We start from the raw sequence: 24,284 nt of genomic DNA, 5'->3' as shown, positions 1-24,284 counted from the left end.
CAGATGAAGGCGATGCGGCTGCGGCACCCGGCAGGAATCGACAGTCTCCGGCTGGAGGAGGTGCCGGACCCGGGCGCGCCGGGGAAGGGCGAGATCCGCGTCCGGATCCGCGCCTCGTCCCTGAACTACCACGACTACATCGTGGTTGTGGGCGGCATCCCGACTCCCGACGGGCGGATCCCCCTGTCGGACGGGGCGGGCGAAGTGGTGGCAGTGGGCGAGGGCGTGACCGAGTTTGCCGTGGGCGACGCCGTGGTCTCGACCTTCTTCCCCAACTGGCTCGACGGGCGCGCCATTCCCGGGGGTTTCGCCGGCGTGCCTGGCGACGGGGCCGACGGCTATGCAGTCGAGGAGGTGGTGGCGCCCGCCACCGCCTTCACCCGTGCGCCGAAGGGCTGGTCCCACGCCGAGGCGGCCACTCTCACCTGCGCCGGGCTCACCGCCTGGCGGGCGCTGGTGACCGAGGGCGGCATCAAGCCCGGCGACACGGTGCTGGTGCAGGGGACCGGCGGCGTTTCCATCTTCGCGCTCCAGTTCGCGAAGGCCGCGGGTGCGACGGTCATCGCCACCTCCTCCTCCGACGCCAAGCTCGAGCGGCTGAAAGCGCTGGGGGCCGACCATCTCCTCAACTACAGGGCCGTGCCCGACTGGGGGCAGGCGGCAGCAAGGCTGACCGGAGGCGGGGTGGACCATGTGGTCGAGATCGGCGGGGCAGGGACGCTTCCGGAATCGATCGCGGCCGTCAGGATCGGCGGGCATATTTCGCTCATCGGCGTGCTCGCCGGCTATGCGGGCCCCGTGCCGACGGTGCAGCTGATGGCCAAGCAGGTGCGGCTCATCGGCATCACGGTCGGCACCCGGCGCGAGCAGCAGGACATGGTGAAGGCGGTGGAAGCGAACGGCATCCGGCCCGTGATCGACCGGCACTTCCCGCTCGCCGAGCTGGGCGCGGCCTTCCGCCACCAGGAGTCGGGCGCGCACTTCGGCAAGATCGTGGTGGACATCTGATGGCCGCGCCGGGCGGGGAAGGGCCGCGCGTGCTGCGCGTCGACATCGTCTCCGACGTGGTGTGCCCCTGGTGCCTCATCGGCTTCCGCCAGCTGGAGAGAGCGCTCGCCGACCTCGGGGTCGAGGCCGACCTCCGCTGGCACCCGTTCGAGCTCAATCCCGGAATGCCGCCCGAGGGCGAGGAGGTGGCCAGCCACATCGCCCGCAAATATGGCGCGAGCGCCGAGCGGATGGCCGAGACGCGCGCGGCCATGGCGGACGTGGCCGCCGGGGTGGGCGTGGCCTTCCGGCCCGGGGTTCCGGCCCGCATGTGGAACACGCGCGACGCCCACCGGCTGCTGTTCTGGGCGCGCGACACGGGCAGGCAGACGGCGCTCGCGCTCGCCCTTTTTGACGCCCACTTCGGGCAGGGAGCGAACCTCGCCGACCATGGCGTGCTGGCCGATGCCGCAGACGCCGCCGGGCTCGACCGGGCGGAAGCCGCCGCCGTGCTCGCCTCGGGCCGGTTCGCCGATGCCGTCGCCAGCCTCGAGGCCCGCTTCGCCGAGATGGGGGTGACCGGGGTTCCGGCCTTCATCCTCGGCGAACGGGGCCTTGCGATGGGCGCGCAGGGGGTGGAGTGGTTCCGCCGGGTGCTGCCGCGCTTCCTCCCGGATGGGGTGCCGGGCGCGGCTGCCTAGCGGCCCTTCCAGACCGGCGCGCGCTTCTCGAGGAAGGCCAGCGGGCCTTCCCGCGCGTCCTCCGACGCGAAGACGCGCGCCGAGACCGCCTTCGAGACCTGCCACAGCTCGGATTCCGGGTGGTCGAAGCTCATCCGCGCAACCCTGAGCGACTCCCGGACCGACAGGGGCGCGTTCGCCATGATCGCCTTGGCCAGGGCCATCGCCTCGTCGAGCACCTTCTCTGCCGGCACCAGCCGGTTGACGAGCCCGAGCGCGTAGGCGCGCGGCGCATCGATGGGGTCCCCCGTTGCGACGAGCTCGAGCGCAATGCTCATCGGCAGCCGGCGGGTGAGGCGGAAGACGCCGCCGGCGCCCGCGTAAAGCCCCCGCTTCACTTCGGGCAGGCCGAAGCGCGCCGTCTCGGCTGCGACGATCATGTCGCAGGAAAGGGCGATCTCGCAGCCGCCGGCGAGGGCCGGCGCATTGACGGCGGCAATCCACGGCTTGGTGCGGGCCGCCTGGGCGAGGCCTGCGAAGCCGCCGTCCTTCGTGCCGAGGAGGTGGCCGCGGCCCTTGGAGATCTCGGCGAGGTCGGCACCTGCGGAGAAGGCGCCATCAGACGTGGAGCCGAGGATGACGACCCGGACCGCCTCGTCGGCCTCGGTTGCCTTGACGATCCAGTCGAGCGCCTCAGCGACGTCGCCGTTGACGGCGTTGCGCTTGTCGGGCCGGTTCAGGCGGACGAGGCCGACATGGCCGTCCACCACCTCGTAGAGAACTTCGCGGCCGACCGATTCGGGCTTGGTCAATGCTGATCTCCCTGTTGTGCCAAGCGGCGGGCGAGCGCGGCCATCGCGCCCGTGTCCCAGTAGAAGGGCCTGATGACGGCGACCTTGCCGTCGCGGAACTCGTTCACTTCCACGATGTCGTGGGCGAGGGGGCCGTCCGGCGCGTCGATCAGCATCCGGAAGAAGACGACGACCCGGCCGTCGCCGGCGGCCATGCCGAGCCGCTCGACCCGCGTGCCCGGCCAATAGCCGTACACGATGGCCGAGAGGCGCTGGAGCGCATCGCGGCCGCGGTAGACGCCGGCGTAGGGCATCGACTCGGCCTCGTGGATCTCGAGTGCCTCATGAAGCTCGGCTTCGGCTGCCGCCCAGTCGCCCCGGGCCGCGGCCTCGTAGAGCCGCCTGGCGGTTGCAAGGTTCGCGCGGTCCGCCTCTGTCATGCCGTCCCCGCCCGTGTCGTGCCCGCTCATGCCGCCGGCCGCCAGTGGCAGTGGAAGCCGCCCGGCACGCGCGCCGGCATGTGGATCTTCGCGACCGGCCCGGCGGCCACGTTCCTGGCATCGAGCACGGCAAGGAAGCTTGCGTTCTTCTGGCTGTCCCACACCAGGGCAAGGAGCCAGCCCTCGCCTTCGCCGGGCCCGTCGGCCACGAACACGGGCTCGCCGCAGTAGGCGCCCTCGCCGAAGGAGAAGCCGTCGCGCCGGCCGGTCTCGACGTCGATCGCGGCGATCATGTCGAAGCCGTCGATCCGGCCGGCGGTGGGCCGCGCCGTGCCGTTGACGAAGGCCTTGCGGTAGCGGCGGCCCTGCACCCGGTCATCGATGCGCGGGAACTGGATGTCGAGGCCGTCCACCTCCTCCTCGCGGAAATTGCCGTTGCCGCCGATCCGCCAGCGCTTCAAGGTGAAGCGGGTGTCCTGGTGCGAGGGGAGCGTGCCGTCCGCGGAGGGCATGAGCGGCGCGCGCTTCGAGCCGGCGACGTCGATGACGATGTCCTGCCCGTCGTCGAAGCTGCCGGCGACATGGAAGGCGAAGGTGGGGTCGGTCTCGAACCAGCGGACCTCGTCGCCGCCGTTGCCGCCTTTCGCCATGATGCCGAAGGCGGCGGGCTTGCCATCTTCCCAGGCAGCGACGGGAAGGCCCTGCATCGCCCGCTCGAGCGAGATGGTGACGGGCAGGCACGGGAAGACGACGTGGCGCTCGGTCAGCGCGAAGTCGTGCATCATCGAGGCATAGGGCTGGTCGAGCCAGGCGGTGTGGCGCTTGGCGCCGTGCGCATCGACGATGTCGTAGCGGATGGCGGTCGAGCCCGGGCCCTTCGCCCCGCAGCCGAAGGCGTGCATGGCGCCATCGGCCGGGTCGGTCTTGGGGTGGGCGGTAAACGGGCCGGTCACCGTGTTGCCGAAGGTCTCGTAGCCCTTCGTCTCGAGGGTGTCGGGGTCCATCGCGGTTGGCGGGCAGCCTTCCATGAGTGCATAGAGGGCGCCGGCGTGGGGCCAGATGTGGGTGTTGGCCGTGTTGTACTCCATCGGGCTCACCGACGGGTCATTGAAGCGCGGGTTGCCGAACACGCCGAACAGGCGGCGTCCGGCGGCGCGCTCCAGCTCATACTTGCGGGTGCGGACATAGCGGTTCTTCATGGAGGCGCGGCCATCGCCGATGCGGATGGCGTAGACCATGCCGTCGCCGTCGAAGACATGGTAGCGGTCCCCCTCCCTGGGCGGGTGAAGCGGGTCGGGCCCGTTGCGGTAGAAAGTGCCCGCGAGGCCTTCCGGGAGCCTGCCCTCGATGACGAGGTCGGGGGCGTCCATTTCGGCGCCGAAGGGCTGGTAGTAGCCCGTGAGATAGGGGTGGTCGGGGAAGGGCTGGGTCATGGGGCCTCCGCTGGCGCCGCCGGGGCGCTTCCTCGAGGGCGCGCCTAGCACGCAGGGGCGCGGCGCCAAGCTCTCGAAAACCGCTGCGCGCGCCGTGCGGCGGCTGCCCGGGCGCTGCTCAAAGGAGCGCGTCGATGGCCTTTGCCAGCGCGACGTCGCGCGCGGAGAGGCCGCCCGCGTCGTGCGTGCTGAGGCCGATTTCCACCCGGTTCCAGACGTTCGACCATTCGGGGTGGTGATCGTGGCGCTCGGCAAGAAGCGCGACGCGGGTCATGAAGGCGAAGGCCTCGGAGAAGTCACGGAAGCGGAAGCTGCGCCGCAGATGCTCGCCATCCAGCGTCCAGCCGGGCAGCTCGGTGGCGAGGGCGGCGCGGGCGGCGGCATCCAGCTTCTCGACCATGGCTGTTCCCCTGGGCTAGGAGGCGGAGAGGAGGTGACGCATGCCGACCATGGCACCGACGGCGGCGGAAATCGAGGCCCTGGCGCTGGCCGCGGCCGAGCGGCTGCCGCCCGCCTTTCGCGCGCACCTTGCCGACGTGGTGCTCCACGTCGCCGACTTTCCCGACGAGGAGGTCATGGAGGCGATGGACCTCGACAGCCCGTTCGACCTTCTCGGGCTCTACCAGGGCCACCCGGTGGGCTCGGAAGGCGCCGAGGCGACCGGCCGGCTGCCCCCCACCATCTTCCTCTACCGCCGGCCGCTGCTCGACGCCTGGGCCGACGGCGAGGACAGCCTCGAGGCGCTGGTGACGCATGTGCTCGTGCACGAGGTGGGGCACCACTTCGGCCTGTCGGACGCCGAGATGGAGGCGATCGAGGCGGCGGCGGGGGACGAGGGCTAGGCTGGCGCGCGGGCCAGCAGCTCGTCGACGAGGGCGGGAACGAGGGTTCCCGCGGGGCCGAGGCGGCGCTCGTGAAACCGCTCGGACATGGCGGATGGATCGAGGTTGAGCTCGAGCGTGCGGGCGCCGGCCGCGCGTGCCGTCTCGACGAAGCCGGCAGCCGGATAGACCTGCCCCGAGGTGCCGATGGCGACGAAGAGGTCGCAGGCGGCGAGCGCGTCGAGGATGCGGTCCATTCCGTAGGGCATCTCGCCGAACCAGACGATGTCGGGCCGGAGCGCGCGGGCACTGCACGCCGGGCAGGGCGGGAAGCCGGCGAGCGGCCCCGTCCAGCGGTGGCGTGCGTCGCAGGCGGTGCACCAGGCCGAGAGCAGCTCGCCGTGCATGTGGAGAAGGCGCCGGGCGCCGCCGCGCTCGTGGAGATCGTCCACGTTCTGGGTGACGATGAGGAGGTCTCCCGGCCATTCGCGGTCGAGGCGGCCGAGCGCAAGGTGGGCGGCGTTGGGCCGGACCTCGGCGAGGCGGGCCCGGCGGGCGTCGTAGAAGGCCTGGACCAGCGCCGGGTTGCGGCGAAAGGCCTCGGGCGTTGCCACGTCTTCCACGCGGTGGCCTTCCCAGAGGCCATCAGGCCCGCGGAAGGTGGGCACGCCCGATTCGGCCGAGATGCCGGCACCAGTCAGGATGACGATGCGCGGATAGGACATGGGCTGGACGCTAGGGCGCGGACGCGGGGAGGGGAAGGGGAGACTTGCGCCCGCCCCGCGCCTCGCCGAGGGAGGGCGCGAGGAGACGGCGATGCGCGGGGAGCGGCTGGCAATCGGGGTTCTGGGAGCGGGCGGGCGGATGGGGCGTGCGGTCATTGCCGAAGTGCTGGCGGCCGGTGACCTCGAGCTTGCCGGCGGCGTGGAGCGGCCCGGCCACCCCGCCTGCGGCGCTGCGCTCGGCAACGGCCTCGTGGTGGCGGCCAACGCGGCCGCCGTTGCCCACCGTGCCGACGTGCTCGTTGACTTCACCACGCCCGAGGCGCTCGCCGAGCATCTCCGCGCGGCCGAGGATGCAGGGGTGGCGCTCGTCATCGGCACGACCGGCCTGTCTCCCGCGCACCATGCGGCGATCGACGCGGCTGCGCGCAGCATCCCGGTGCTGCAGGCGGCCAACACCTCGCTCGGGGTCAACCTTCTGGTCGCGCTGGTCCAAGAGGCCGCGGCCCGGCTTCCCGGCTGGGACGCGGAGATCCTGGACCTCCACCACGGCGCCAAGCGCGACGCGCCCTCGGGCACGGCGCTGATGCTGGGCGAGGCGGTGGCACGCGGCCGTGGCGCCCGCCTTGAGGCCGTGCGGCTGCCGCCGCGCGACGGCCTCGGAGACCCGCGCCCGGCAGGCGGGGTTGGCTTCGCGGTGCTGCGCGGGGGGACTGCCGCCGGGGATCACCAGGTGCTGTTCCTCGGGCCTGGCGAGCGGCTGGTGCTGGGCCATGTGGCGGAGGACCGGGCGATCTTCGCGCGCGGGGCGGTGGCGGCCGCGCGCTGGCTCGCCGGCCGGGCGCCCGGCCGCTACCGCATGGCCGACGTGCTCGGCCTTGCGCCCTAGCGGGCCGGCAGGTCGAACCGAAGCAGGCTCAGCCGGCCTTCCGGGTCGCCCTGGCTCTGCGGCTGGGCCGCCGCGGCAACCGTTGGCTCTTCCTCGCGCTCGGCAGGCGCGAGCAGGAGGGTGCCGAGAAGACCCGCCACATAGCCGATCAGCAAAGCGCGCAGGAACATCGCTCCAACCTCGGATTCGCTCCTGCATCTTCTCTAGCCTTGGCGTGCGACGGCTTCCTGTATGGAATCGTCAAGAATCGTGAAGCGGGGCGGGGGGCGGCAGCCGGCCCAGCGGCGTGCGACTTGAATTCCGGACGTTTCTGGGCCATGTCTTGCAATCGGTGTGGCGCGTGACCGCCGCATGGCAGTGCTTGTGCCCGGCCGGTTGGCACTGCTCCAGGGGTCGAAACCGGCAGTCGTGATCAACTGAGGTGTATGCCGAAGGAAGAACTGCTCGAGATGCGCGGCACGGTGGTTGAACTGCTGCCGAACGCCATGTTCCGAGTCCGGCTCGAGAATGACCATGAGATCCTCGGTCACACGGCCGGCAAGATGCGCAAGAACCGCATCCGGGTGCTCACCGGCGACGAGGTGCTGGTCGAGCTCACCCCCTATGATCTGACCAAGGGCCGGATCACCTACCGCTTCAAGTGAGGCCGCCTGAGGGCGGCGCGGCATGACGGCCCCGCGGCTGGTTCTCGCCTCGGCGAGCCCGCGTCGGCTGGAGCTGCTGGCGCGCCTCGGCGTGGTGCCCGACTGCGTGGACCCTGCCGACATCGACGAGACACCGGCCAGGGGCGAGCGGCCCGAGCCCTATGTGGCGCGGATGGCGGCGCAGAAGGCAGCCGCGGTCGCCGCGCGCCACCCGGGCGCCGTGGTGCTGGCGGCCGACACGACCGTTGCCGTCGGCCGCCGGATCCTCGGCAAGGCGGAGACCGAGGCCGAGGCGCGCGCCTTCCTCGGGCTGCTGTCGGGGCGGCGGCACCGGGTGCTGACCGCGGTCACCGTGATCGATGCCGAGGGCCGCGCCCGGCATCGGCTCGACCGCACCCTCGTGGCCGTGAAGCGTCTGACCCCGGCCGAGATCACCGCCTATCTCGCAAGCGGGGAATGGCAGGGCAAGGCGGGGGGCTATGCCATCCAGGGCCGGTTCGAGGCGCATGTGCGCTTCCTCGCCGGCAGCTTCTCGGGCGTGATGGGTCTGCCGCTTGCCGCAGTGGCGCCGCTGCTTGCTGCTGCAGGCATCGCAAGATGCCATGGCTGAGGCCTTCCTCGATGAGCGGCCCGGCGAGACGCGCGCCGCCGTGGTGGAGGGGGGCGCGATCGTGGCGATGGACGTGGCCCGCGCCTTCGATGGTATCCAGCCGGGCGCAATCGTCGAGGGGCGGATCGGCCCCATGCTCGACGGGCGCGCCACGGTGCGGCTGGCCGGCGAGACCGGCCTTCTCGAGGGCCCGTGTGCGCTTCCCGAGGGGGCGGCGGTGCGGCTCGAGGTGGTGCGCGCGGCCATTCCCGAGGCCGGACGCTGGCGGCCGGCCAAGCTGCGCCTGGCAAGGCCGGGAGCGGCGCTGGCGCCGGCGCCGTCGCTTGCCGCGCGGTTGCGGGCCGAGGGTCTGGCGGTTCGCGCGGGCTTTTCCGAGGCCGTCGCCGAAGCGTGGGAGGCGCACTGGACCGAGGCCGAGACCGGCGAGGTGCGCATTCCCGGCGGGCGGCTGCTGCTTTCGCCTACGCCTGCGCTCCTCGCCGTGGACATCGACGGCCGGCCCGACCCCGAGGCGGCGGCGCGGGCGGTGGCGGCCGTCATCCGCCGCTTCGGCATCGGCGGGTCAATCGCCGTCGATTTTCCCACCCGGCCGGGCAGCGGATGGCGCAAGGCCGCCGCCGCCGCCTTCGATGCGGCGATGACGGGGATGGCCTACGAGCGGAGCGCGGTGAGCGGCTTCGGCCTCCTCCATGTGGTGCGCCCGCGTCTGCGGCCCTCGCTCCTCGACCGGGCCATGTTCGAGCGTGACCGCACAGCCGCACTCGCGCTTCTGGTGCACGCGCTTCGCGATCCGCGGCCGGGGCCGCTCAGGCTGGTGGCGCGGCCCGCCGTCATCCGCCTGCTGCGGGACCGGCCGGAACTTGTGGCAGCGGTCGAACGCGCGGCCGGGCGTCCGGTCGCGCTCGTGGCTGACCCGGCGGCGGGCGACGGGCATGTCGCCTGACGGGCCCCTCCGCTGCCCGCGCTGCCGGAAGGTCGCGGTCGAGGCGCACGCGCCCTTCTGCTCGGCGGCCTGCCGCGACCGCGACCTCCTCGACTGGCTCGAGGAGCGGTATGTGATTCCCGGCCCGCCGCTTGAGGACAGCGACGCCGGGCCAGACGGCGCGGCGCCGCCTCAGTAGTCGAAGGTGAACTCGAGCCCCCAGATGCGGCCGGCAGTGATGGTCGAGAAGTCGACGGGTGCGTTGGTGAAGGAGGCGATGGGGCGCGCGTTCGACAGGTTGCGGCCGAAGGCGATCACCCGGTAGCGGTTGTTGTCGGGCCCGCCGAAGCTGACGGTGGCGGCGGCATCGTAGAGCCAGACGGGCGGGATGCGGCCGCGCTGGCTGTTCAGGATCTCGCTGAACTGGGCGCTGGTGTGGCGGATGAGGCCGTTGACCGAGAGGTCCGCCCGGCCAAGCGACCGGAAGAAGGTGGGCGAGAGGGAGCCCGTCCACTTCGGGGCGCGGCGCAGCGCCAGCGGCGAGAAGTCGGCGGCGATGAGCGTGCCGGCCGGCTGCGGCCGAACCGAGACCCACTGGCCGCTCCCCGCGAAGGTGGGGAAGGAGCGGTAGCGCGCGTCGAGGTAGCCGAGCGAGCCATCGAGGCGGAACCAGTCGGCAAGCAGTGCATTGGCCTCGAGCTCGAAGCCGCGCAGCCGGGCAGAGGCGACGTTCCTGACCGTTGTCGAGGTGAAGCTGGGGGGCGGCGCGGGCTCGATCGCTTCCTCCTGCTTGTCCTTGTAGTCGTTCCAGAACAGCGCGCCGTTCACCCGCAGGCGGCCGGCGAGGAGATCGGCCTTGGCGCCAACCTCATAGGCGTTGACGAACTCGGGGTCGAAGGGCGTGGTCACGTCCCTGACAGTGCCGGCGCGGGCCGAGAAGCCGCCGGCGTTGTAGCCGCGCGAGTAGCTGGCGTAGAGGAGGATGCCGTCGGCCGGCTTCCAGTTGAGCGCGGCGCGCGGCGTGAACTCGAACCAGTCGGCCCTGGCGCTGCCGCTCGAGGTGAGCGGGCGGCCGGCAATGATGCCATCGAGGATCGAATAGGGCGCCGTGGGCGGCAGCGCGGCGCCATAGAACAAGGTCGAGATCTGCTTCTTGTCCCAGCTGGCGCGGCCGCCGAGCGTGAGCGTGAGGGTGGGCGTGATGTTCCAGTCCCCCTGGGCATAGAGGGCGGTGGTGCCGGCGCGGTGGAAATCCTCGTCGCCCGACCCATTGGCGTAGAGGACGCCGAGAGGCGCGGGAACGCCGGCCAGCGCCAGGTCGAGCTTGATCGCCTGGCGCAAGCTGTACTGGCTGTTGAACCAGAAGACTCCGGCGACGAACTGCACCGGGCCGGAAAGCGACGAGACGATGCGGGCTTCCGCCGACATCTGCTCGAAATCCTGGGTGCGGAAGACGTTGAAGGCGGTGCGCTGGGTGCCGTCGAAGTCGATGTAGACATCCTCGGTCGAGTGGCGCCAGCCGAAGACGGTCTCGAGTGCGAAGCGTTCCGAGAGCTCGAGATCGGCGTTGACGGTGAGCGCGTTGAGACGCGAGTTCTGGAAGTGGGGGTCGGTCACGCGGCTGCGGCGGTCGGCCGGGTTGTCGCAGTCGAGCGCCGGCGTGCCGCGCAGGCACAGGAGATCGGGGCCGAAGGCTGGCGTGACCGTGGCCGGGACCGGGGGCGTGCCGGTGAGCCGGTAGGGCAGCGGGTCGATCGTGGAGATCCCGCGCGGGAAATAGGGCGTGAGCTCGCTCTCGTCGCGGAAATGGTCCCAGGTGACGCGCAGCTCGCCGGGCCCGGCGCGGAGCATGACGGTGCCGGAGAGGCCCCAGCGGTCCTTGGCGCCGGTCGCGCCACCGGCGGGGTTCTCCCACAGGCCGTCATCCTGCTGCAGATAGCCGGCGATCTTGACCGAGAGCATGTCGCGGATGGCGGGCAGGTTCAGGACCGCGTTGACGTCGGTGCGGTCGGCGGTGCCGATGATCATCCGCGCCCGGAGGCCAAGTTCGCCGGTGGGCCTGGTGCGGAAGGCCTGGATCGCGCCGCCGGTCGTGTTGCGGCCGAACAGCGTGCCCTGGGGCCCGCGCAGCACCTCGAGCCGCTCGAGATCGAAGGTGTCGAGGAGGTTGAAGGCCGACGTGCCGAGATAGACTCCGTCGACGAAGACGCCGACGGCCGGATCGAAGCTCTTCTCCGGATCCTGCGAGTTCACGCCGCGGATCGAGATCTGCGAGAGCGACGGCCCGATCGCCACTTCGGAGATGATGAGGTTGGGGATGAGACCGGCGAGATCGCGGATGTCGCGGCCGTTGAGCCGCTCGATCGCCCGCTGGTCGAAGGCGGTGATCGCGATCGGCACGTCCTGGATGGCCTCGGCGCGGCGCTGCGCCGTCACCACGATGGTGTCGAGCGCGAGCGGATCGGCCGCCGCCTCCTGCGCCAGCGCCGGCGCGAGCGGCACCAGCGATGCCCCGGCCAGAATCCACCCTTGCCCCAAGCGCGCCATGGCCGTCTCCCTTGCCAGGATGGCCGGCACGAACCGTGGCCGCCCAACCTGTCTCCCTCGCCAGGAGCGCGATCGCTCCCGAAGTTTTATACAGGCCAGTATGGAAATCGCATCGCACCCGGGTAGCCGCAAAAAATGACAGCAGACTGTGGAGCTGGCGGCGGCACCGTGCAGCGCCGGATCGACGGGCATCTGGTGGCTGGAGGCAGCAGCCATGATTTCGACGCGGTGCGGCTCGACCTTCTCGCGCTGGCCGCGCGCGACCCGCGGCTGAGGCTCCGGGTTTCGGCGGGCTTCGAGGAGTTCCTCGACGGCGGCGAGCTCGCGCCGCCGGGCTTCCTCGTCTCCTACAGCTGCAATGTCGCGCCGTCGGACTCGGCGCTCGCGCGCCTCGCCCGCTTCGTCGCTGGCGGCGGCCGCTGGTTCGCGCTCCATGCCACCAATTCGCTCCTCGCGTGGCGCCCGGACGGCGTCTACTGCGAGGGGCTTTCGCATCCCTTCCTCGCGCTCTTCGGCTCGGCCTTCCAGGCCCACCCACCGATCGGCCCCTTCCGGGTGGAGCCGGTGTTGCCGCACCCGCTCACCGACGGGATCGGCCCGTTCGAGGTGACGGACGAGCTCTATCTCTCCGAGCTCTCCGAGGATGTGGTCGTGCTGCTGGGCACGCGCTTCTCAGGCCATGCGCCCGGCTTCGCGCGCGCCGACTGGACGACGGGGCCGGACCTCCGGCCGCTGATGACTCTGCGGCGCTTCGGCCAGGGCGAGATCCTCCATCTCGCGCTCGGCCACCGCCGTGGCCTCTACGATGCGCCGCACCGGGCCGCGGTGCTGCCGGCGCGCGAGGAAGGCGCCTGGGTGGTGCCGCAGTTCCGCACGCTTGTCGCGCGCGGGCTTGCCTGGGCGGCGGGCGTGGAGGCCGGCGCGCTCGAGGCCGCGGCGTGACCGCCCCGCGCCTTCCCGCGCTTGCCGATGCCGAGCTGCCCGAGGCGCTCGCGCCCGTGCTTGCGGCCTGGCCCTACCGGCTCCACCGCACGCTCGCCCATTCGCCCGAGAGTCTGCTGAAGTGGATGCCCTGGGCCGAGCATGTGCTGCTTGGCAACCGGCTGCCGGCGCGGGAGCGGGAGATCGTGATCCTGCGCGTGGCATGGAATGCGCGCTGCGCCTACGAGTGGGGCATGCACGCCATGGTCGCCCGGCGGGTGGGCATGAGCGAGGCGGACATCGCGGCGATCGTGGAAGGCGCGGCAAGCGCGCACTGGACCCCGGCCGAGGCCGCGCTCATCCGCGCCGTCGACGAGCTGATGGCCGAGAACCGGGTGAGCGATTCGACCTGGGCCATGCTTGCCGCACGGCACGAGCCCGCGGCGCTGGTCGATTTCCTCTGGCTCGCCGGCCAGTTCCTGACGATCGCCTGGATCCTGAACGGGCTTCAGATCGCGCCCGAGGCCGGGCTCGACCCGCTGCCCCCCGAACCAGCAGGAGCGTAACCGCCATGGACCTTGGCCTTGCCGGCAAGCGGCTCATCATCACCGGCGCGACCCGCGGGCTGGGGCAGGCGATCGCCCGCGAGCTGGTGGCCGAGGGCATGGAGCTTGCCTTCTGCGCGCGGACTGCCGAGGCGGTGGCAGAGGCCGAGGCCGACTACCGGGCGCGGGGGGCGAGGGCAAAGGGCTGGGTGCTCGACGTGCGGGATGCAGAGGCCTACCGCGCCTTCCTCGGCGAGGCGCTGGCCTTCCTCGGCGGCTGCGACGTGTTCATCCCCAATGTCTCGGCCAAGGCGGGTCTCGAGGGCGAGGCCCAGTGGCGCGCCAATTTCGAGGTGGACCTCATGGGCGCGGTGAGGGGCATGGAGGCGGTGGGCGAGGCGCTCGTGGACGCGAAGGGGGCGGCGCTGTTCCTCGTGACGACGGCCGCGCTCGAGCATTTCCCGGTGGTGCAGCCCTACAATGTGATGAAGGCGACGCTCATCGTCTACGCGAAGCAGCTGTCGCAGACGCTCGGGGCGAAGGGCGTGCGCGTCAACTGCATCTCGCCCGGCTCCATCTACTACCAGGGGTCGAGCTGGCAGCGCGCCGAGAAGGCCAACCCGGCCTTCTTCGAGATGGTGCGGAAATCGATTCCGGAAGGCCGGCTGGGCACGCCCGAGGAAGTGGCGCGGCTGGCCGCCTTCCTGGTCTCCCCGGCGGCCTCCTGGGTGAATGGCGAGAACATCGTGGTGGACGGCGGGCAGATCAAGCGCGTCCACTATTAGATGGTGGCACCCCCGTCGACCGGGAGGTCGATTCCGGTGACGAACCGGCTCTCGTCGGAGGCAAGGAAGAGGACGGCGTTCGCCACATCCTCTGGCGCCACGAGCCGGCCGAGCGCGCGGGCGAGCGGGTGGGCGGCCATGCGGCGGGCCCGGCCCTCGGGGTCGCCCGCGAGGTTGGCCGCCATCATCGGCGTCTCGGTCGAGCCAGGGTGGACGAGGTTGGCGCGGACGGGCAGGCCGCGGGCCGCGAAGTCGAGCGCGATGGCCTTCACGAGGTTGCGCTGCGCCGCCTTGGCCGCGGCATAGGCAGGCAAGGGGGCAGCGGGGCGCAGCGCGAGCGTCGAGCCGATGGCGACGATTGCAGCCGACGGCGCGGCCTCGAGCAAGGGACGCAGCGCCTGCGTGCCGGTGAGCACGGCGGTTGCGTGGACATCGAGGAAAGCCTGCCAGCGTTCGGGTTGAAGCTCGGCAAACGGCGTGAAACCGGAGATGCCGGCGTTGTGGACGAGGATGTCGAGGCGCCCCAATGGGGCCACATGCTGCGCGGCAAGCGCCTGCCACTGCGCGGCATCGGTCACGTCGAGGGGGAGGATTCCGGGCGCTTCGGCGCGGTCGGTGGCAAGCACATGGGCGCCCTCGGCCCGGAAGCGGGCGACGATTGCCGCGCCGATTCCGCCGGCAGCACCGGTGACAAGCGCGACCTTGCCAGAGAGCCTCATGCGCGCCTCACGCCGCGGCCGCCCGGATGGCGCGATAGGGGCGGAGCGCCAGCAGCAGGGCTGCCATGGCGAGCGGCGCGCAGGCGGCGTTGACGAGGGCAAGGCCGTAGCGGACGCCATCGGGGCCGGTGAAGAGCTGGTCGGAGAGCGCGCCGACGATGACCGGGCCGAGCCCGAGGCCGACCGTGTTGATGACGAGCATGTAGAGCGCGCTCACCTGGCCGCGCAGCTCGTTGGGGGTGGCGAGCTGGAGCGCGGTTGCCGCCATCGGGTAGGGCATGGTGCCGAGGAAGACGGATGGCGCGAACATGGCAAGCGCGAGTTCGCCAGACGGCATGAGGGGTGCAAGCCCGCCGAACAGGCCGGTGCCGAGGTAGCCGAAGGCGGCGACGCGAAGCGGCGCGTCGGTGACGCCGCGCGCGGCGAGCATGTCGCAGAGGCGGCCGGCGGCGAGCGCGCCGAGCGGCGCGAGCAGGAGGGTGACGAGCCCGTAGCCGAGGCCGACCTCGGCCGGAGTCCACTGGTAGGCGCGGGTGAAGAGGGCCGGAGTCCAGACGGCCGAGGCATAGCTCGACAGCGTGATGAAGGCGAAGCCGGCGAAGAAGGGGAGGAGGGCGGCGCGACGGGCGAGGACGTGGCCGGCGGCGTCAGCCAGCGGGACCGCACCCTCGCGGCCGCGGCCGCGCCGCGCCGGCTCGGGCATGACCAGGATGACGGGAGCGAGCAGCAGGCCGGGGATGGCGACGAGGACGAAGACGCGCTGCCAGCCAGCGAGATCGGGGAGGAGCGGCCATCCTGCGAACTCGGCCGCGCCGACGAGCGCCACGGTCGCGCCGCCGGCGACATAGGCAAGCCCGATGCCGATGAAGGCGGTCATGGTGAAGACCGACATGGCGCGGCCGAGCCTTTCGGGCGGGAACAGGTCGGCGATCATCGAGAAGGCGGCAGGTGCGAGCGAAGCCTCGCCGGCGCCGACGCCGACGCGGGCGGCGAACAGCTGGCCGAAGCTCCTGGCAAGCCCCGAGAGGAGCGAGCAGAGGCTGAAGACGAAGACCCCGGCGGCGATGATGATCTTGCGCGGCCGGGAATCGACGAGGCGGCCGATGGGAAGCGCGAGGAGCGTGTAGAACAGGCCGAAGGCGAGGCCCTGGAGCATGCCGAACTGGGTGTCGGAAATGCCAAGGTCGGCCTTGATGGGCTGGACGAGCAGGTTGACGATGATGCGGTCGAGGTAGGAGAGGATGTTGGCGGCGGCGAGGACCGCCAGCACGCCCCAGGCGAGCCGCGGCGCGGGCCAGCCGGGCGCGGCGGGCGAGGTCAGCGGCCGCCCTCCTCGGCGGCAGCAAGAGCGCGCGCGAGAAGCGCGCGGCCCTCGGGTGAGGTGACGAGAAGCCGCGTGAACGCGCGCAGCGCAGCAAGGCGACGGCTGCGGTCGCGGACGATGCCGTCCTGCTGGGTGACGCCCTCGACGAGGAACCGGACCGCGTCCCGCGCGAGGTCGAACCCGGCAACCGCGCGCAGATCGTCAGGGAAGATTCGCCCGGCGGCGTCGCGGCGGGCGTCGTCGAACGCCGCCATGGCGGGGCGGAAGAACTCCGCGAGCTCGGCGTCGGTGCGGGCGGCCTGGGCGAGCTCGGCGAAGGCCGCGAACACGGGCGATGCGGCCTGCTCCCAGGCGAGGTCGACGGCGCGCTCGGCGAAGTCGGGCCGGTCGCGCAGCCCTGCCACCCCCTCCTCGTAGAGCCGGACGCGCTCGCGCGTCACGTGGGCGACGAGCGCCTCGACCAGCGCCCGGCGGGTGGGGAAGTGGTAGATCATCGCCGGCCGCGACAGGCCGGCCTCGGCGGCCACTTCGGCGATCGAAAGGCCGGCGTAGCCTGAGCGGGCCAGGACCGCGATGGCCGCGTCGAGGATCCGGCGGCGGGTGCGCCCGCTCTTGGCGAACTCGCCCGCGCGCGGCGAGGTGGCGTCCGGAAGGTCGGGGAGCGGTTGGCGGCCGCGCAGGCTCATGCCCGGAACTCGAGCGGGAGCGCAAGCAGGTTGCGGTGGTGGAAATGGGTGCGGAAGGCAAGCGGCTCGGCACCTTCGGCGAGCGCGACGCCCGAGAAGCGGTCGAGAAGGGCCTCGAGCGCCATGGCCAGCTCGAGGCGCGACAGCGCCGCGCCGACGCAGAAGTGGAGGCCCATGCCGAAGGCGAGGTGGGGCGCAGGCGCGCGGCCGTCGAGGCGGATGGAGTCGTCATCGGGGCCGAAGACGGCCTCGTCGCGGTTGGCGGACGCGAAGCGGACGTGGAGCAGGCTGCCGGCGGGGATGGCGGTGCCGCCGAGGGTCTCGTCGGCGACGGCCTTCCGGAACTGGCCCTGGATCGGGCAGTCGAGCCGCAGCACTTCCTCAACGAAGCGGGGCAAGAGGGCACGATCGGCGGCGAGGCGCGACCAGAGCCCGGGCGTGCGGGCGAGCCGGAGCAGGGCGAAGGCAAGCGTCGCCGTCGTCGTCTCGTTGCCGGCGACGAGCAGCTGGGTGAGCAGCGAGAGGATCTCGCCCGGCGCAAGCGGCCGGCCTTCGACCTCGGCATTGGCAAGGAGCGTGATGGCATCCTCGCCCGCGCCGCCGCGGCGCGCCTCGACGAGCGCCATCATCGCCCGGTGGCAGGCGAGCGTCTCGCGGGCGATCTCGACTGCGCGATCATCGGAGGTCAGGAAGCCGAGCTCGTCGGCGAACGCGTCCGACCAGCGCTTGAGGGTCTCGTCTCCCAGGTGGCGCATGCCGAGAAGCTCGCCGATGACGGCGATGGGCAGCGGGACTGCAAGGGCCGAGACGAACTCGACCGGCTGGGCAGCCGGCAGGGCCTCGACCAGTTCGGCCACCCGGGTCTCGATGAAGGGGCGGATGCGGGCGAGCCCGCGCGGCAGGAAGAGCGGCGCAACCAGCGCGCGGAAGGCATCGTGGCTGGGGCCATCGTTGTGGGAGAGGGTGGGCGCAAGCGGCCAGCCCTGCTTGCGAATCTCGATCACCTCGGGTGGCAGGCCGCCCGCGCGCATGCCGGCGCGATCGACCGCGCTCGAGAAGCGCTCCGGCGCGCGCAGCACCTCGACGGCAAGCGCATGGTCGAGCACGTAGAAGATGCCGGTCTCGCGCTCGTGGAAGACGGGCGCTTTCGCACGCAGCGCCCGGTAGGCCTCGTGGGGGGCGGCCATGAAGCCGGGCGCACGGGGGGTGAAGGGGGCGGTCATGCCCGCGATCCCGCCTCGGCTTCGGCCATGAAGGCATCGAGGCAGGCGTGGAAGTGGCGAATCCGGGCTTCCTGGACGAGGCCGGTGACGGGGCCCGGGCTCGCCATCGCGTGGAGGCCCTTCTGGAGCGCGGCGAGGTTCGACATGTCCTCGTCGAACACGGCGGCGAAGCCGCCGAGCTCGGGCGCGGCGGCGTGGCTCTCGTCCGGGCCGATCTCGGTCACCTCGCGGGCGACGGGGATGGTCCTGCCCGGCGCCGGGGGCACCAGGAACATGACCTCCATGGTGCAGCAGTCGGGCGTGGCGCCCGGGAGGAAGCGGTAGACGAGGTAGGAGCCCCAGCCCGCCCAGAGCACGAGATTGGGGAAGACATGATACTGGATGGTGTCGATGAGCTCGCAGTCGGTTGCCTCCGCCACGTCGAGCCCCTCGGCGAGGAGCGCCCGGCGGCGCATGTCGGCAAGGGCAGCGCGGGCACTCATGCCGGGGGGAAGCTCGAGCGTGTCGGCCTTTGCGCCAAGCGCGGGCCGCATCCCGGCGCGGAACACCTCGAGCTCGGTGAGCGGCGGGCCGTTGGGGCTGGCAAGGCCCCGGGGCGAGATCATCCGGGTGGTGCGGCAGCCCTCCCAGACATCGTACTGGGTCATGGCATCGCCGAGATAGGTCATCGCCGAGCGGTGGGTCTCGGTGACGTGGAAGCTCTCGATGAAGGCTTCGAGCGCCACCTTCCAGTTGCAGCGGTGGTGCTTCTTCACATGGACCGCCTTGACCCGCGCCCCGAGGTCCCAGCCGCGCGTGGCATAGTGGGCGGGGAGGAACTCGAGGAAGCGGTCGAAGGGCTCCGGGTCGGGCGCGGGGTTGAGGAAGACGAAGCCGCCCCAGGTGGCGACATGGGCGCGGGGCAGGCGGAAGGCCGCGCGGTCGACGTGGGGGAAGTCCCAGCCGTTGACGAGGGCGCGGCAGCTGCCGTCGATGTTCCAGGTGAAGCCGTGGAAGGGGCAGCGGAAGGCCTCGGCATGCCCATCCGCCTCGCGCAGCATCCGGCCGCGGTGGAGGCAGGCGTTGACATGGGCGGCGACTTCGGTCGCGGAGACCCTGGTGACGAGGAAGGAGAGCCGGCCGACCGCGTAGACGACATAGTCGCCCGGTTCCGGGATGTCCTCGAGGCGGCAGGCCATCTGCCAGCAGCGCGGCCAGAGCAGCGCGGCCTCGCGGGCGGCGAAGGCAGGCGCGGTGTAGCGGCTGCGGTCGATCGGCTGGGCGGGCACGCGCGCCGTGCCGCAGTCGCGCAGCGCAGGCGGGACGGGCCGCGTCTCGGCATCGAGCATGGCCTGCACCGAGGGCTCGGGCGGGCAGGCGGATGGGCGCGTGGCCTCCATGTTGGCTCCGACTCTTTTCATACGACGATGTATGAAAGTCTGGGTCTCTGCAGCCTGCGCGATTGGGGAGGGGCGCTTGACCGGGGCCGCGTCCATCTCCTAGCTAGGCCTCGGCTGCCGGACGCGGGTATGATGTAGTGGTAGCCTGTCAGCCTCCCATGCTGAACGCGCGGGTTCGATTCCCGCTACCCGCTCCGGCGGTGTCGGCGATCGGACGCGGCCGGCGCGGTGGCTCGCTCAGGCGCCGCGGGCGGGCACCGCGCGGCGGTAGAGGTGCCAGGTCGCGTGCCCCAGCACCGGCAGCACCACGAGAAGCCCGAGGAACATCGGCAGCATCGCCGCGAACAGGAGCAGGGCGATGAGCGCGGCCCAGCCGAGCATCACGCCCGGGTTGGCGCGCACCGTCTGGACGCTCGTGATGATGGCGGTGATCACGTCCACCTCGCGGTCGACCAGCATCGGCAGGCTGATGACGGTGATGGCGAAGACGGCAAAGGCCATGAGCCCGCCGATCGCGCTGCCGACCACGAGCATGGCAAGGCCAGGGCCGGAGGAAAGGAAGGCGCCCGCGTCGCTGCCGAGCCCCGCCATGCCGGCATCGGCCAGGAAGATGGCGAGCACCCCGCGCGCGAGCACCACCCAGAAGCCGAACAGCACGAAGAGGAAGGCGCCCATGAGGATGAGCTGGTCATCGCCGCGGCCGCGCACGGCACCGAGGATTGCCGGCCAGCGCAGCGGGAGCCCGGCCTCGCGCCGCCGGCTCACCTCGTAGAGGCCGACGGCAGTAAAGGGCGCGATGAGCGGAAAGCCGGCCGCCGCGACGAGGAGCCAGGTGAGCCCGCCCCGGGCCATCACGCCGCGGGCGATGAGGACACCCGCCACCACGTAGACGGCCGCGAAGAACAGGCCGAACAGCGGCTGGGCCCGGAAGTCCGCCCAGCCTGCCGCGAGCGCGGCCCTGAGATCGCCGGCCTCGAGATGCCCGGCCCTGGTCATGGTGACTGCCGCAGCCATGGTCTCCCTCTCCTTGTCCCCGCCCCGATGGTGCGTCAGCCTTGGCCCGAAGGCAAGGGCGGGCACGAGGAGAACGGTGCGAGACACGCGCGCGGGCACCGTCACCCCCCGGGCCGGGCGCGACATCCCGGCCCTTGACCGCAGCCCGTCCGCGTCGCGAGCGGAAAGTCATGCCGCTTCACCTGACCCGCGTGGCCTTCGCCTGCCGGACGCTTGCCGACATCGCCGCCGCGGCCGAGCGGTTCGCCCTGCGGCTACCCGACGGCCGCCGCGTCGGCCGGGTCTCGAGTGCCCGCTTCCCGCGCCGGGCGGCGGAGCTTGCCGGTGGCTCGCTCTACTGGATCGTCGCCCATACGCTCGTCGCCCGGCAGGCCATCCTCGACATCGCCCCTTCGCCCGACGGGCCGGGCGTCGAAATCCGGCTGGCGCTCGACATCGTGGCGGTCGAGCCCACCCCACGCCGCGCCCATCAGGGCTGGCGCTACCTCGATCCGGCCGAAGCGCCCCCCGATCTCGACTCGCCGGACCCGCTGCCGCCCGCGCTTCGTCGCGAACTCGCCTCGCTCGGTCTCGCCTGAGCTGCCCGCAGTCTTGCTGCCGCGACATGCGGCGTGCTGCGAAGAGGCCGTGGTTCCGGCACTGCAATCCATCTCTCGCCGCGGTCTCCTCGGGCTTGCGGGCGCGCTTGCCTGCCTCGCCCCCGTGCGGCCTCTGGCTGCCTCGCCGATGTCCGGCCGCGACCGGCTGTTCGTCGAGCTTGCGCGCGAGGTGCTCGCGCGCCATGGCGCGCAGCGGCCGCTTGGCGACCGGGTAGGGATCGCGGACTTCGCCCTGCCCTCCCGCGCGCCCCGGCTGTTCCTCGTCGATCTCGAGGCGGGGCGCGTGTCTGCCCTGCTGGTCAGCCACGGCCGCGGCTCCGACCCGGGCCACACCGGCGTGCTCCAGCGCTTCTCCAACGAGGCCGAGTCGCACGCGTCGTCCGAGGGCTGCTTCCTGACGGGCGCGCACTACGTCGGGCGGCACGGCCGGTCGATGCGCCTCTGCGGCCTCGAGCCGAGCAACAGCAACGCCGAGGCGCGGGCCATCGTCGTCCACGCCGCCTCGTACGTGAGCCCGGCCATCGCCCGGGCGCAGGGCAAGATCGGCCGCAGCCACGGCTGCTTCGCCGTGGCGCCGGAAGACCTCGACCTGGTGCTGACCCGGCTCGGCCCGGGGCGGCTGCTGCTCTCGGGGCGGTTCCTGGGCGCGCCCGGCCCGGGCGCTCAGGCGGCGCAGTCGGCGCTTGCCGGGGTTCCGGCGGCGGCCTGAGCGGTCGAAGCGGCAGGCGGAGGGCTCAGGAGCGCGGCCGCGACCGCCGCGTCGCGGCCGTAGACGTCCGGCAGGAGGCGGAGCGTGCCATCGGGCGCGGCCTCGGCCGTGAAGTAGACCACGTACACCGGAACCGGCGCGGCCAGCGGCGCCTCGACCGTGCGGTCCGTCGCGACCGCCGCGTCGATCGCCGCCCGGTCCCAGGCGGTCCCGGCAAGCAGGCGCTCGGCAAGCTCGAGCGGCCGGTCGGTGCGGATGCAGCCATGGCTGAAGGTTCTGATTTTCCGCTCGAAGAGCGCCTTCGCCTGCGTGTCGTGCAGATAGACGGAAAAGGGGTTGGGCATCCTGAGCTTCATGCGGCCGAGCTGGTTGTGGGGGCCGGGCAGCTGGGTGACGCCCGTTGCTGTGCGCACGTAGCCGAGCGCGCGGGCGCGCGCGGGGTTGGCGGCCATGAGCCGGTTGACGCTCTCGCGCTGGATGCTCGCCGGCACCACCCACTCGGGGTTGAGGATGACGGCGGTAACGAGGGCCGAGAACTGGGGCGTGGGCGTTCCGGTCTTGCCGACGATGACGCGGTGCGTGGCCGTGACCTCGCCACCTTCCACAAGCCGCGCCTCGAAGGCAGGAACGTTGACGAGGAGATGGCGCTGGCCGAGGTCCCGCGGCATCCAGCGCCAGCGCTCGAGGTTGACGGCGAGGGTCTCCCTCGTGGTCGCGTCGGCGGTTGCGAGCGCCGCCTGGAGTGCCCGATAGGCGGCGTGGCGGGGCGGCAGGGAGTCGAGGGTTGCTTGCACGCCACGCCCACCGAGCGCCTGCGTCATCAGTGCGTCCAGCGTCTCGGGCCGGGCAATGGGCCCGGCAATGTGCCAGTGGCGGCGGGCCTCGGCCGGCGCCGCACCGGCGAGAAGGTCGGCGGCAAGGCGCCGGAAGGCGGCGGGTGCGAGCGCGGCGATGCGGTCCCGATCGGCCGCGCCCAGGGCCTGCCACAGCGCGTCGCGTCCGTAGCGGGCCGGATCGAGGCCGTGCGCGGCCGCGCCGTCGATCGCGGCAGCGAGTTCGGCCCCGGCGGCGAGCGTCCAGGCGTCGGCGGCCGCCGGTGCTGCAAGCGTCGCGGTAGCAAGGGCGAGGAGCGGGGCAACCACGCGGAAGATGCGGGCACGGACCATCGGCGGGCACCTGCCACGGCCGCCCCGGTCGCGTCCACCCGCGCTTGCAGGGGCGCGCCAGGGAGCCTAGCGCTTCCACCATGGTCGAAAGCCCGCTTGCACCCGTGCCGCTCGCGCTCGTCGAGGAGGATCTCGAGGAAGCTGCGCGGCGGCTGGGCGAGAGCTTCGCGGCCACGGGCTTCGCCATTGTCGAGGGGCACGGCATTCCGCCAGAGGTCGTCGAGGCTGCGATGGCCGAGGCAAGGGCCTTCTTCGCCCGGCCGCTGGAGGAGAAACTGGCGGCGCATGTGCCTGGCCAAGGCGGTGCGCGGGGCTACACACCCTTCGGGATCGAGACGGCAAAGGATTCGGACCTCTTCGATCTCAAGGAATTCTACCATGTGGGCCGGGAGCTTCCCGAGGGGCACCGGTTCCGGCCGTTCATGCCGCCGAACGTCTGGCCGGAGGGCCAGCCCGGCTTCCGCCCGGCGGCGCTTGCGCTCTTTGCGGCGCTCGAGGCCGTGGGCCTGCGCGTCCTGAAGGCGATTGCCGTGCATCTCGGGCAGGCGCCTGACGTCTTCGACGAGGCAGTCCGGGAAGGGAACAGCGTGCTCCGGCTGCTCCATTACCCGCCGGTGCCCGCGAATGCCCCGAACCTCCGCGCCGGGGCGCACGAGGACATCAACGTCATCACCCTGCTGCTCGGGGCCGAGGAAGCGGGGCTCCAGCTGCTGACGCGGCAGGGCGAATGGCTGGACGTGACGACGCCGGAAGGCGCGCTCGTCGTGAACGTCGGCGACATGCTCGAGCGCCAGACCGGGGGGCTCCTCCGCTCCACCACCCACCGGGTCGTGAACCCCGCGCCGGAGCGGCGGCACGTGCCGCGCTACTCCACCCCCTTCTTCCTGCACTTCCGGCCGGATTACCTGATCGCGCCGCTGGTGCCGAACCCGGAGATGCCGCCCATCACGGCGAACGATTATCTCCTCGAGCGGCTGCGCGAGATCCGGCTCATCTGACGGCGCGCGCCGTCCGGGGAAGCACCCGGGGCTCTCCCGCCGCTGGCGGCGCCGACCGCTGCGCCGGCCCGAGTTCCAGCGCCTGCCTGCCCAAGACTGTCGCGGGAGGTGGCCGGCGGGCCTGGCGGTGCGACGCTGCCGGTCGGCCCGCCGCCGGTCTCCGATTCCGGTCTCCGACTCAGGCCGCCTTCAGGACCTGCTCGATTTCCTTCTGCGCCGCCGGCTCGTCGATGTTCTTCATCGCCGCGAGCTCGCGGGCCAGCCGCGAGATGGCCGCTTCGTAGATCTGGCGTTCCGAGTAGCTCTGCTCCGGCTGGTCCTCGGCGCGGTGCAGGTCGCGCACCACCTCGGCGATCGAGACGAGATCGCCCGAGTTGATCTTCGCTTCATATTCCTGGGCGCGCCTCGACCACATGATCCGGCGGATCTTGGGCTTGCCCTTGAGCGTCTGGAAGGCGTTCATGAGCGTCGCCTCCGAGGAGAGCTTGCGCATGCCCACGGCCTCCACCTTGTTGACGGGGACCTTGAGCGTCATCCGTTCCTTGTCGAACCGGAGCACGTAGAGCTCAAGCTTCGCGCCCGCGATTTCGCTGGTCTGCACCTCGATCACGCGGCCCACCCCGTGCTTGGGGTAGACGACCGTGTCACCGACCTGGAACGCGAGCGACCGGGATGCTGCCATGTCCGTCCTTTCCTACTGGTCCTGCGCGGGTCGCGCCTCCGAAGGCCC

General features: G+C 72.1%; 29 protein-coding genes and 1 tRNA gene. 15 read left to right on the top strand and 15 right to left on the bottom strand.

Translation table 11 applies throughout. The features are described 5' to 3' along the window. The first annotated feature begins 3 nt into the window (after positions 1 to 3). Both H3H34_RS06255 and H3H34_RS06250 read left to right on the top strand, forming a co-directional pair. Positions 4 to 1,008 carry a zinc-dependent alcohol dehydrogenase family protein gene (locus H3H34_RS06255; RefSeq protein ID WP_194744423.1) on the top strand — a complete coding sequence of 335 codons (1,005 nt, stop codon included), beginning with the start codon at positions 4 to 6 and terminating at the stop codon, positions 1,006 to 1,008. Then, entirely contained in the window at positions 1,008 to 1,688 is a 681-nt protein-coding gene (locus tag H3H34_RS06250; protein ID WP_194744422.1) for a DsbA family oxidoreductase, read from the top strand. Before H3H34_RS06255 ends, H3H34_RS06250 begins: the two co-directional genes overlap by 1 nt. Here H3H34_RS06250 and H3H34_RS06245 read toward each other — a convergent pair. The 4 genes from H3H34_RS06245 to H3H34_RS06230 all read right to left on the bottom strand — a co-directional run bounded on the left by H3H34_RS06245 (position 1,685) and on the right by H3H34_RS06230 (position 4,731). Further along, positions 1,685 to 2,479 carry an enoyl-CoA hydratase-related protein gene (locus H3H34_RS06245; protein ID WP_194744421.1) on the bottom strand — a complete coding sequence of 265 codons (795 nt, stop codon included), beginning with the start codon at positions 2,477 to 2,479 and terminating at the stop codon, positions 1,685 to 1,687. The genes H3H34_RS06250 and H3H34_RS06245 overlap by 4 nt on opposite strands. Further along, on the bottom strand, positions 2,476 to 2,928 hold the full coding sequence (locus tag H3H34_RS06240; RefSeq protein WP_194744420.1) for a nuclear transport factor 2 family protein: 453 nt from the start codon (positions 2,926 to 2,928) through the stop codon (positions 2,476 to 2,478). The genes H3H34_RS06245 and H3H34_RS06240 overlap by 4 nt, the downstream gene beginning before the upstream one ends. Continuing rightward, the gene (locus H3H34_RS06235) at positions 2,925 to 4,331 is read right to left on the bottom strand and encodes a carotenoid oxygenase family protein (RefSeq protein WP_194744419.1); all 1,407 of its coding nucleotides are present in this window, start codon (positions 4,329 to 4,331) and stop codon (positions 2,925 to 2,927) included. Before H3H34_RS06235 ends, H3H34_RS06240 begins: the two co-directional genes overlap by 4 nt. Before the next feature lie 118 nt (positions 4,332 to 4,449). Then, positions 4,450 to 4,731, bottom strand: a complete 282-nt coding sequence (locus H3H34_RS06230; RefSeq protein ID WP_194744418.1) for a 4a-hydroxytetrahydrobiopterin dehydratase — start codon at positions 4,729 to 4,731, stop codon at positions 4,450 to 4,452. Positions 4,732 to 4,771: 40 nt separating this feature from the next. Between H3H34_RS06230 and H3H34_RS06225 the strand changes: the two genes are divergently transcribed. Continuing rightward, entirely contained in the window at positions 4,772 to 5,173 is a 402-nt protein-coding gene (locus H3H34_RS06225; RefSeq protein ID WP_194744417.1) for a metallopeptidase family protein, read from the top strand. Here H3H34_RS06225 and H3H34_RS06220 read toward each other — a convergent pair. After that, positions 5,170 to 5,877 (bottom strand): NAD-dependent deacylase, encoded by a 708-nt coding sequence (locus tag H3H34_RS06220; RefSeq protein ID WP_194744416.1) that lies wholly within the window; start codon positions 5,875 to 5,877, stop codon positions 5,170 to 5,172. The two genes, H3H34_RS06225 and H3H34_RS06220, sit on opposite strands and share 4 nt — an antisense overlap. A 91-nt stretch (positions 5,878 to 5,968) precedes the next feature. Between H3H34_RS06220 and dapB the strand changes: the two genes are divergently transcribed. Next, positions 5,969 to 6,763 carry a 4-hydroxy-tetrahydrodipicolinate reductase gene (gene dapB / locus H3H34_RS06215; protein WP_194744415.1) on the top strand — a complete coding sequence of 265 codons (795 nt, stop codon included), beginning with the start codon at positions 5,969 to 5,971 and terminating at the stop codon, positions 6,761 to 6,763. Here dapB and H3H34_RS06210 read toward each other — a convergent pair. After that, entirely contained in the window at positions 6,760 to 6,933 is a 174-nt protein-coding gene (locus tag H3H34_RS06210; protein ID WP_194744414.1) for a hypothetical protein, read from the bottom strand. The two genes, dapB and H3H34_RS06210, sit on opposite strands and share 4 nt — an antisense overlap. Before the next feature lie 255 nt (positions 6,934 to 7,188). On the opposite strand from H3H34_RS06210, the gene infA reads away from it, so the two are divergent. From infA to H3H34_RS06190, 4 genes are read left to right on the top strand one after another with little or no spacing between them, the layout of a single operon-like run. After that, positions 7,189 to 7,407 (top strand): translation initiation factor IF-1, encoded by a 219-nt coding sequence (infA, locus tag H3H34_RS06205; protein ID WP_194744413.1) that lies wholly within the window; start codon positions 7,189 to 7,191, stop codon positions 7,405 to 7,407. A 22-nt stretch (positions 7,408 to 7,429) separates the two neighbouring features. After that, complete coding sequence (locus H3H34_RS06200) at positions 7,430 to 8,017, top strand: Maf family protein (protein ID WP_194744412.1); 588 nt, start codon at positions 7,430 to 7,432, stop codon at positions 8,015 to 8,017. Then, positions 8,010 to 8,960 (top strand): ribonuclease, encoded by a 951-nt coding sequence (locus H3H34_RS06195; RefSeq protein WP_194744411.1) that lies wholly within the window; start codon positions 8,010 to 8,012, stop codon positions 8,958 to 8,960. The genes H3H34_RS06200 and H3H34_RS06195 overlap by 8 nt, the downstream gene beginning before the upstream one ends. After that, positions 8,950 to 9,138 carry a DNA gyrase inhibitor YacG gene (locus H3H34_RS06190; protein WP_194744410.1) on the top strand — a complete coding sequence of 63 codons (189 nt, stop codon included), beginning with the start codon at positions 8,950 to 8,952 and terminating at the stop codon, positions 9,136 to 9,138. Before H3H34_RS06195 ends, H3H34_RS06190 begins: the two co-directional genes overlap by 11 nt. Here the strand turns inward: H3H34_RS06190 and H3H34_RS06185 are convergent. Continuing rightward, on the bottom strand, positions 9,132 to 11,486 hold the full coding sequence (locus H3H34_RS06185; protein ID WP_194744409.1) for a TonB-dependent receptor: 2,355 nt from the start codon (positions 11,484 to 11,486) through the stop codon (positions 9,132 to 9,134). The two genes, H3H34_RS06190 and H3H34_RS06185, sit on opposite strands and share 7 nt — an antisense overlap. 135 nt (positions 11,487 to 11,621) lie before the next feature. Between H3H34_RS06185 and H3H34_RS06180 the strand changes: the two genes are divergently transcribed. Genes H3H34_RS06180 through H3H34_RS06170 form a run of 3 tightly spaced genes read left to right on the top strand, consistent with a single transcriptional unit; the run spans position 11,622 to position 13,737 of the window. After that, positions 11,622 to 12,428 (top strand): ThuA domain-containing protein, encoded by an 807-nt coding sequence (locus tag H3H34_RS06180; RefSeq protein ID WP_194744408.1) that lies wholly within the window; start codon positions 11,622 to 11,624, stop codon positions 12,426 to 12,428. Next, the gene (locus tag H3H34_RS06175; RefSeq protein WP_194744407.1) at positions 12,425 to 12,973 is read left to right on the top strand and encodes a carboxymuconolactone decarboxylase family protein; all 549 of its coding nucleotides are present in this window, start codon (positions 12,425 to 12,427) and stop codon (positions 12,971 to 12,973) included. Before H3H34_RS06180 ends, H3H34_RS06175 begins: the two co-directional genes overlap by 4 nt. A gap of 5 nt (positions 12,974 to 12,978) precedes the next feature. Then, positions 12,979 to 13,737 carry an SDR family NAD(P)-dependent oxidoreductase gene (locus tag H3H34_RS06170; RefSeq protein ID WP_194744406.1) on the top strand — a complete coding sequence of 253 codons (759 nt, stop codon included), beginning with the start codon at positions 12,979 to 12,981 and terminating at the stop codon, positions 13,735 to 13,737. Here H3H34_RS06170 and H3H34_RS06165 read toward each other — a convergent pair. The 5 genes from H3H34_RS06165 to H3H34_RS06145 are packed head-to-tail and all read right to left on the bottom strand — an operon-like array spanning position 13,734 to position 19,068. After that, entirely contained in the window at positions 13,734 to 14,456 is a 723-nt protein-coding gene (locus H3H34_RS06165; protein ID WP_194744405.1) for an SDR family NAD(P)-dependent oxidoreductase, read from the bottom strand. The genes H3H34_RS06170 and H3H34_RS06165 overlap by 4 nt on opposite strands. A gap of 7 nt (positions 14,457 to 14,463) precedes the next feature. Continuing rightward, positions 14,464 to 15,726 carry a spinster family MFS transporter gene (locus H3H34_RS06160; protein WP_194744404.1) on the bottom strand — a complete coding sequence of 421 codons (1,263 nt, stop codon included), beginning with the start codon at positions 15,724 to 15,726 and terminating at the stop codon, positions 14,464 to 14,466. Positions 15,727 to 15,773: 47 nt separating this feature from the next. After that, positions 15,774 to 16,466 (bottom strand): TetR/AcrR family transcriptional regulator, encoded by a 693-nt coding sequence (locus tag H3H34_RS06155; protein ID WP_194744403.1) that lies wholly within the window; start codon positions 16,464 to 16,466, stop codon positions 15,774 to 15,776. Then, positions 16,463 to 17,689 carry a cytochrome P450 gene (locus tag H3H34_RS06150; RefSeq protein WP_194744402.1) on the bottom strand — a complete coding sequence of 409 codons (1,227 nt, stop codon included), beginning with the start codon at positions 17,687 to 17,689 and terminating at the stop codon, positions 16,463 to 16,465. The genes H3H34_RS06155 and H3H34_RS06150 overlap by 4 nt, the downstream gene beginning before the upstream one ends. After that, entirely contained in the window at positions 17,686 to 19,068 is a 1,383-nt protein-coding gene (locus H3H34_RS06145) for an aromatic ring-hydroxylating oxygenase subunit alpha (protein ID WP_194744401.1), read from the bottom strand. Before H3H34_RS06145 ends, H3H34_RS06150 begins: the two co-directional genes overlap by 4 nt. A 123-nt stretch (positions 19,069 to 19,191) precedes the next feature. Here H3H34_RS06145 and H3H34_RS06140 point away from each other — a divergent pair. Continuing rightward, positions 19,192 to 19,262, top strand: a tRNA-Gly gene (locus tag H3H34_RS06140). Between the two features lie 43 nt (positions 19,263 to 19,305). Here H3H34_RS06140 and H3H34_RS06135 read toward each other — a convergent pair. Beyond that, positions 19,306 to 20,082 (bottom strand): DUF2189 domain-containing protein, encoded by a 777-nt coding sequence (locus H3H34_RS06135; protein ID WP_194744400.1) that lies wholly within the window; start codon positions 20,080 to 20,082, stop codon positions 19,306 to 19,308. A 170-nt stretch (positions 20,083 to 20,252) separates the two neighbouring features. Between H3H34_RS06135 and H3H34_RS06130 the strand changes: the two genes are divergently transcribed. Next, positions 20,253 to 20,660, top strand: coding sequence for a DUF1489 family protein (locus H3H34_RS06130; RefSeq protein ID WP_194744399.1), 408 nt, complete (start codon positions 20,253 to 20,255; stop codon positions 20,658 to 20,660). 148 nt (positions 20,661 to 20,808) lie between these two features. Further along, positions 20,809 to 21,390: a murein L,D-transpeptidase catalytic domain family protein gene (locus tag H3H34_RS06125; RefSeq protein WP_194744398.1), complete on the top strand. Its 582-nt coding sequence runs from the start codon at positions 20,809 to 20,811 to the stop codon at positions 21,388 to 21,390. Here the strand turns inward: H3H34_RS06125 and H3H34_RS06120 are convergent. After that, the gene (locus H3H34_RS06120) at positions 21,345 to 22,556 is read right to left on the bottom strand and encodes a L,D-transpeptidase family protein (RefSeq protein WP_194744397.1); all 1,212 of its coding nucleotides are present in this window, start codon (positions 22,554 to 22,556) and stop codon (positions 21,345 to 21,347) included. The genes H3H34_RS06125 and H3H34_RS06120 overlap by 46 nt on opposite strands. A gap of 80 nt (positions 22,557 to 22,636) precedes the next feature. Here H3H34_RS06120 and H3H34_RS06115 point away from each other — a divergent pair, with 80 nt between their 5' ends. Beyond that, positions 22,637 to 23,554 carry an isopenicillin N synthase family dioxygenase gene (locus H3H34_RS06115; protein ID WP_194744396.1) on the top strand — a complete coding sequence of 306 codons (918 nt, stop codon included), beginning with the start codon at positions 22,637 to 22,639 and terminating at the stop codon, positions 23,552 to 23,554. A 178-nt stretch (positions 23,555 to 23,732) separates the two neighbouring features. On the opposite strand, the gene H3H34_RS06110 is transcribed toward H3H34_RS06115, so the two are convergent. Beyond that, positions 23,733 to 24,236: a CarD family transcriptional regulator gene (locus tag H3H34_RS06110; protein WP_194744395.1), complete on the bottom strand. Its 504-nt coding sequence runs from the start codon at positions 24,234 to 24,236 to the stop codon at positions 23,733 to 23,735. Positions 24,237 to 24,284 lie beyond the last annotated feature (48 nt).

The organism is Thermaurantiacus tibetensis (genome assembly GCF_015354055.1).
Lineage (GTDB): Bacteria > Pseudomonadota > Alphaproteobacteria > Sphingomonadales > Sphingomonadaceae > Thermaurantiacus > Thermaurantiacus tibetensis.
The sequence above is the reverse complement of the archived record's forward strand: the minus strand, read 5'-3'. Positions and strand labels throughout refer to the sequence as shown.